6 protein-coding genes are annotated in these 6,575 nt (G+C 59.7%); 4 read left to right on the top strand and 2 right to left on the bottom strand.

Annotated elements, in window-relative coordinates:
- Positions 1 to 107 precede the first annotated feature (107 nt).
- The 3 genes from GHN92_RS21275 to GHN92_RS21265 all read left to right on the top strand — a co-directional run bounded on the left by GHN92_RS21275 (position 108) and on the right by GHN92_RS21265 (position 3,555).
- Positions 108 to 1,472, top strand: a complete 1,365-nt coding sequence (locus tag GHN92_RS21275; RefSeq protein ID WP_095002057.1) for a nucleobase:cation symporter-2 family protein — start codon at positions 108 to 110, stop codon at positions 1,470 to 1,472.
- Between the two features lie 152 nt (positions 1,473 to 1,624).
- The gene (locus tag GHN92_RS21270) at positions 1,625 to 2,410 is read left to right on the top strand and encodes an outer membrane protein OmpK (RefSeq protein WP_095002058.1); all 786 of its coding nucleotides are present in this window, start codon (positions 1,625 to 1,627) and stop codon (positions 2,408 to 2,410) included.
- A 359-nt stretch (positions 2,411 to 2,769) separates the two neighbouring features.
- A complete protein-coding gene (locus GHN92_RS21265) occupies positions 2,770 to 3,555 on the top strand; it encodes an outer membrane protein OmpK (RefSeq protein WP_095002059.1) in 786 nt (261 codons plus the stop codon).
- Between the two features lie 19 nt (positions 3,556 to 3,574).
- On the opposite strand, the gene GHN92_RS21260 is transcribed toward GHN92_RS21265, so the two are convergent.
- Positions 3,575 to 4,177: a TetR/AcrR family transcriptional regulator gene (locus tag GHN92_RS21260; RefSeq protein WP_095002060.1), complete on the bottom strand. Its 603-nt coding sequence runs from the start codon at positions 4,175 to 4,177 to the stop codon at positions 3,575 to 3,577.
- Between the two features lie 180 nt (positions 4,178 to 4,357).
- Between GHN92_RS21260 and GHN92_RS21255 the strand changes: the two genes are divergently transcribed.
- Positions 4,358 to 5,560: an MFS transporter gene (locus GHN92_RS21255; protein WP_095019576.1), complete on the top strand. Its 1,203-nt coding sequence runs from the start codon at positions 4,358 to 4,360 to the stop codon at positions 5,558 to 5,560.
- On the opposite strand, the gene GHN92_RS21250 is transcribed toward GHN92_RS21255, so the two are convergent.
- Positions 5,557 to 6,498, bottom strand: a complete 942-nt coding sequence (locus tag GHN92_RS21250) for a DUF808 domain-containing protein (protein ID WP_133143726.1) — start codon at positions 6,496 to 6,498, stop codon at positions 5,557 to 5,559. The two genes, GHN92_RS21255 and GHN92_RS21250, sit on opposite strands and share 4 nt — an antisense overlap.
- Between the last annotated feature and the right edge of the window lie 77 nt (positions 6,499 to 6,575).

Genomic DNA, 6,575 nt, shown 5'->3' with positions numbered 1-6,575 from the left:
AACAAGTTTTGCGGCGATGGTCTCATTGGCCTGCGCTATGCGGTGCTTGCGACAATACTTTACGTACAGAGCCTAGCTCACAACAATAAAAATGACCGAGGTGTTGCATGTCCGATTTAACCGAACCGCGCATACCCGCCGTGACCGCCCCGCCCCCGCTGGCGCGGCTACCCATGCTGCAACTGATCCTGGTCGGTTTGCAGCATGTGCTGCTGATGTATGGCGGCGCCGTGGCCGTGCCGCTGATCATCGGACAGGCTGCAGGCCTGAGTCGTGAAGAGATCGCGTTTCTGATCAACGCCGACCTGCTGGTGGCGGGTGTCGCTACCATCGTGCAGTCGATGGGTATCGGCCCCATGGGTATTCGCATGCCGGTCATGATGGGCGCCAGCTTTGCCGCCGTTGGCAGCATGGTGGCAATGGCCGGGATGCCGGGTATCGGCTTGACCGGGATCTTCGGTGCGACCATCGCCGCGGGCTTTTTCGGAATGATCATTGCGCCATTTATGTCCAAGGTGGTGCGCTTCTTTCCTCCCCTGGTCACCGGTACTGTCATCACTTCGATCGGCCTGTCGCTGTTCCCCGTTGCGGTCAACTGGGCCGGTGGCGGCAGTGCTGCGGCGCAATTCGGTTCGCCGGTGTACCTGGCCATCGCGGCTCTGGTGCTGGGCACCATCCTGCTGATCAACCGCTTTATGCGCGGCTTCTGGGTCAATGTGTCGGTCTTGATCGGCATGGCCCTGGGCTATGTGCTGTCAGGCGCCATCGGCATGGTCGACCTCTCCGGGCTGGACAATACGCCGTGGTTCCAGGTTGTCACCCCCTTGCACTTCGGCATGCCGGAGTTTCATTTGGCACCGATTCTTTCGATGTGCCTGGTGGTGGTGATCATTTTTGTCGAGTCCACCGGGATGTTCCTGGCGCTGGGCAAAATCACCGATCAGGAAGTCACCCCGCGCATGCTGCGTCGCGGTTTGCTGTGTGACGCAGGCGCTTCTTTTATCGCCGGTTTTTTCAACACCTTCACCCACTCCTCCTTCGCCCAGAACATTGGCCTGGTGCAAATGACCGGCGTGCGTTGCCGCTCGGTAACCATCATGGCCGGTATCTTCCTGATCACCCTCAGCCTGCTGCCGAAAGCGGCGTACCTGGTGGCCTCGATTCCGCCTGCAGTGTTGGGTGGCGCCGCCATTGCCATGTTCGGCATGGTCGCGGCAACCGGGATCAAGATCCTCCAGGAAGCCGACATCGCCGACCGCCGCAATCAGTTGCTGGTGGCCGTGAGCATCGGCATGGGCCTGATCCCGGTGGTGCGTCCTGAGTTTTTCGCCCACCTGCCACTGTGGATGGACCCCATCACCCACAGCGGTATCGCCATGGCCGCTGTCAGCGCGGTGTGCCTGAACCTGATGTTCAATGTGCTGGGCGGTTCCGAACGCGCAGCCATGAGCGGGCATGTGCACCAGCACTGAGCCCTGACCCTCACCCCAACCCTCTCCCCAAGGGAGAGGGGGCTGATCGGGGGTGTTCCTGAGCGCTCGCACGACCAATCCCCTCTTCCTCCGGGAGAGGGCTAGGGAGAGGGGCTCTCGCTTTACAAAAACAATAAAAAAGGGAGTTACCCATGAAGTGCAAACACTGGGGCGTCACGCTCGCAGGTGGACTTTTGGCTGCCAGCCAGACAATGGCCGGGGACCTGTTTTTATGGCAAACCAACAGCCTGACCTACCTGTACGGCAAGAACTTCGCGATCAACCCGTCGATCCAGCAAACCGTCACTTTCGAACATGCGGACAAATGGAAGTACGGCGACAACTTCCTGTTTGTCGACCGGATTTTCTACAACGGCAAAGAAGACCCCAACAAAGGCCCGCACACCTATTACGGCGAGTTCAGCCCGCGCCTGTCGTTCGGCAAGATCTTCGACCGCAAATTCGAATATGGCCCGATCAAGGACGTGCTGCTGGCCATGACCTATGAATATGGCGAAGGCGACAGCGAGGCCTACCTGATCGGCCCGGGCTTTGATCTGGCGGTACCGGGCTTCAACTACTTCACCCTCAACTTCTATCGCCGCCATACCGAGGGCCCACGCCCTGGCACCGGGGTCTGGCAGATCACTCCGTCGTTTTCCTACACCATCCCCCTGGGCCGCTCCAACGTGTTGATCGACGGCTATATGGACTGGGTGGTGGACAACGACCAGAACTCACGCGGCACCTACCACTCCAATCTGCACTTCAACCCACAGATCAAATATGACCTGGGCAAGGCCCTGAACCTGGGTGAAAAACAGCTCTATGTCGGGATTGAATACAGCTACTGGAAGGACAAGTACGGCATCGAAAGCAGCAGCCGTCTTGATACCAACCAGAACACCGCCAGTGCCCTGATCAAAGTCCACTTCTAAGCTCTAGACTGTGCATGCTCTGTTAATGCCCGCCCTGGGCTTTAACAGAGCGCTTGAGTGCACGCGCCAGAGCCCGTATCCTGCGCGCCCGCTTAAACGCGACGTTTTTCAAAGCTGACTTTAAAGCCAACTTTTGCCTTTATATCAAAGGTTTACGGCCTGCCTGCCGCCCCCTGCACTCAACTGCCAACGCGCAGTCGAGGGTTTATTCATGGCTATAAAACAGGTATGGCCCCGAACTTGCTAAAAGCACTGAAGCTGACCGTAAAGGCAACTTTTAAAACCATGAACCAAGGCGCCACATCAGAGCGCCACGTTCGCACTACTTGCACAACTTTCTATATTTTGGAGCTAACCGAATGAAGCGCACACTTACCGGCCTGATGCTTGCGGGGAGCATGCTGGGCGGGGCTCCGGCAGTTGCCGGCGACCTGCTGCAATGGCAAACCAATAGCCTGACTTACTTGTACGGCAAGGACTTCCAGGTCAATCCAAAAATTCAGCAGACCATGACCTTCGAGCATGCTGACAGCTGGAAGTACGGTGACAACTTCTTCTTCCTTGACCGTATCTTTTACAACGGCAAGAAAGACGGCAACGTCGGCCCGAACACCTACTACGGTGAATTCACCCCGCGTTTGTCGTTCGGCAAGATCTTCGACCAGAAGTTTGAATTCGGCCCGATCAAAGACGTGCTGCTGGCCATGACTTACGAGTTTGGCGAAGGCGATACCGATGCCTACCTGATCGGTCCGGGTTTCGACCTGAACGTGCCGGGCTTTGACTACTTCCAGTTGAACTTCTACCAACGCTTCCCGGAAGGCAGCCGCGCCGGCAAAGGTGTGTGGCAGATCACCCCAGTGTGGTCCTACACCCTGCCCCTGGGCAACTCCGATGTGCTGATCGACGGCTACATGGACTGGGTGGTCGACAACGACGAGAACTCCCGTGGCACCTACCACGCCAACCTGCACTTCAACCCGCAGGTTAAATATGACCTGGGCAAGGCCCTGAGCTGGAGCGCCAAGCAACTGTATGTCGGTGTGGAATACGACTACTGGAAAAACAAGTACGGCATCGAAGACAGCGGCGCGTTCAAGACCAATCAGAACACCACCAGCCTGCTGATCAAGTACCACTTCTGATGCACGGGCCCGGGCCGCGTCAGCGCGGCTCAGGCACCCGCAGCAAACCGCGCAGCATCAGGTCCAGGCTGTCCAGCGCAGCGGCCAGACGCTGCGGCGGGTTGTCGGCCTCGGCAATCCAGAACGACGCATCCATCAGCCCGCCCTGAATCAGACGCGCCAGCGCCTCGGGATCGGTGCGCTGAATCACCTCGGTGTCCATCAGCCCCTGCAACATCGACGCCATCGACAGGCAGCACACCGACTGGGTGTTCTGCACATATTGCGAGCCCAGCACCGAAGGCGCATCGCGCAACAGAATGCGCTGTACCTCAACTTGCAGGGCCATCTCCAGATACAGCCGGCACTGATCCTTAAACCCTTGCCAATGGCTGTCCGCCTGCTCAAACACCTGCGCCAGCTGCGCATCCAGCTCGGCATCGATCTGCTGGGCCACGGCCTTGAACAAGCCTTTCTTGTCGCCAAAATGGTGGTACAACGCGCCACGCGTCAGCCCGACCGAAGCCGTCAATTCGTCCATCGATGTCCGGGCATAGCCCACCGTACTGAATGCCAGGCGAGCCGCCTCAAGCAGCTTGCCACGGGTTTCTTCGATCATTTGCGACCGCGCTTTGGGCGCCATGCCTTTCACCTTTATTTTTGGATACGCGACGTATGTTAATTGACATACGCTGTGTATGCGTATATTTCTACATACGCCGCGTATGTGATTACCGGCACTTACACATTCCCGTAGCAGCTGCCCAAGGCTGCGTTCGACAGCTGCTACGAAAGCAATCCCCAACACTGTTCCGGAGCTTGTATGGCCAACCCCTATCGCGAGATTTTCAGCGCCCCCGGCACCAAGGCTTTCAGCGGTGCGGGCCTGATCGCGCGGATGCCGATCTCAATGGTCGGCATCGGCATCATCACCATGCTGGCGCAACTGCAAGGTTCCTATTGGCTGGCCGGTGGCGTAGCCGCCACCTTTGCCCTGGCCACAGCCCTGCTGGCTCCGCAGATTTCACGCTGGGTCGACCGCTACGGCCAGAGCCGCATCCTGCCCGGTGTCACCGCCATTGGCGTCAGCGCCTTGCTGGCCTTGCTGCTGTGCAGTCATTTTGGCGCGCCGGACTGGACGCTGTTTGTGTTCGCCGCCCTGTCGGGCTGCATGCCGAGCATGTCGGCAATGGTGCGGGCACGCTGGACCGAGCTGTATCGCGGCTCGCCCAAACTGCATACGGCGTTCTCGTTCGAGTCGGTACTCGATGAAGTGAGCTTTATTATCGGCCCGCCGATTTCCGTGGGCCTGAGTGTGGCGCTGTTCCCCCAGGCCGGACCACTGGCGGCAGCCATCCTGCTGGCCATCGGCGTCAGCGTGTTTGTGCTGCAACGCAGCACCGAACCACCGGTACACCCGCGTAGCAGCGAGCACCAGGGCACAGTTTTACGCCAGGGCGCCGTGGTGGTTTTGCTGTTGGCCCTGCTTGGGCTGGGCACGATTGTGGGAACGGTGGATGTGGTTAGCGTGGCCTTTGCCCAGCATCAGGGCCAACCGGCTGCCGCAAGCATTGTATTGTCGATGTACGCCTTGGGATCGTGCGCTGCCGGGCTGGTGTTCGGCATGCTCAAGTTGAACATGCCGCTGCCCAGGCTGTTTGTGCTCGGCGCCCTGGCCACATCCATCACCATGGTGCCGCTGCTGTGGGCCGACAGCATCGCCACCCTGGCCGTGGGCATGCTGATCGCCGGGCTGTTTTTTGCCCCCACCCTGATCACCGCCATGGGCCTGGTGGAAAACATTGTCCCACCTGCCAAGCTGACTGAAGGCCTGACCTGGATGATCACCGGTCTGGGCATGGGCGTGGCCCTCGGTGCGGTACTCGGCGGCTGGGTGGTGGACGCGTACGGCGCCCAGGCCGGTTTTAGCGTGTCGCTGGCCGCCGGCGGCGTCATGCTGCTGTTCGCGGTGCTGGGCTATCGATTGCTGCAGGACAGTACCCTGCCCCGTGCCATCGCGGCCTAGGACTTGATGGCCCGCCAGACCTTGCTCGCGACAGACACCACGGCCAACACCACCGCGCCGGCAATAATGCCGGCCACGGCGTTGAGCAGGGTCGGCACAATCACCGACACCACACCCAGCCATTGCGTGCTGCCTTGCGCAACGCCTTCAACCCAATGATGCAACGGCGGTACACCGTGGGTCAGGATACCGCCGCCGACCATGAACATTGCCGCCGTGCCGATCACGGTCAGACTTTTCATCATGTACGGGGCTGCGCTCAACACACCATGGCCAAAGCTGCGCTGGAACCGCGGCCAGGCGCCGTCGCCGGTCTTCTTGCTCAGGTACAGGCCACCATCGTCGAGTTTGACGATGCCACCCACCACGCCATATACCCCGACTGTCATCACGATGGCGATACCCGACAACACCACCACCTGCTGCATCAGCGGTGAGTCGGAGACGATGCCCAGGGTGATGGCAATGATTTCGGCGGACAGGATAAAGTCCGTACGAACGGCGCCCTTGACCTTATCCTTTTCAAACGCCGCCAGATCGACTTCAGCACCGGCCAGCGACTCCTGCAAGGCCTGGCGCTGGCTCTGGGCATCGGCCTTGCTGTGGGTGAAACTGTGGGCGACCTTTTCGAAACCCTCGAAACACAGATAAGCCCCACCCACCATCAACAGCGGCGTCACCGCCCAGGGCGCAAAGGCACTGATGGCCAGCGCTGCCGGTACCAGAATCGCCTTGTTGCGAAACGAACCCTTGGCCACGGCCCACACCACCGGCAACTCCCGGTCGGCACGCACGCCCGATACCTGCTGGGCGTTGAGCGCAAGGTCATCGCCCAGCACCCCGGCGGTTTTTTTGGCGGCCACTTTGGTCATCAGAGCGACGTCATCGAGCACGGCGGCGATATCATCGAGCAACATCAGCAAGCTACTGCCAGCCATAGAAAAACGTCCTGAGAGATGGAATGGACACAAGCATAGCGCGTGCCGCGCGCAAAGCGGCAATCTTGAGCCACTTG

It is taken from the genome of Pseudomonas sp. FSL R10-2964, from assembly GCF_009600035.1.
Lineage (GTDB): Bacteria > Pseudomonadota > Gammaproteobacteria > Pseudomonadales > Pseudomonadaceae > Aquipseudomonas > Aquipseudomonas bubulae.
Note: the sequence above shows the minus strand (reverse complement) of the source record. Positions and strands in the feature narration are given on the sequence as shown.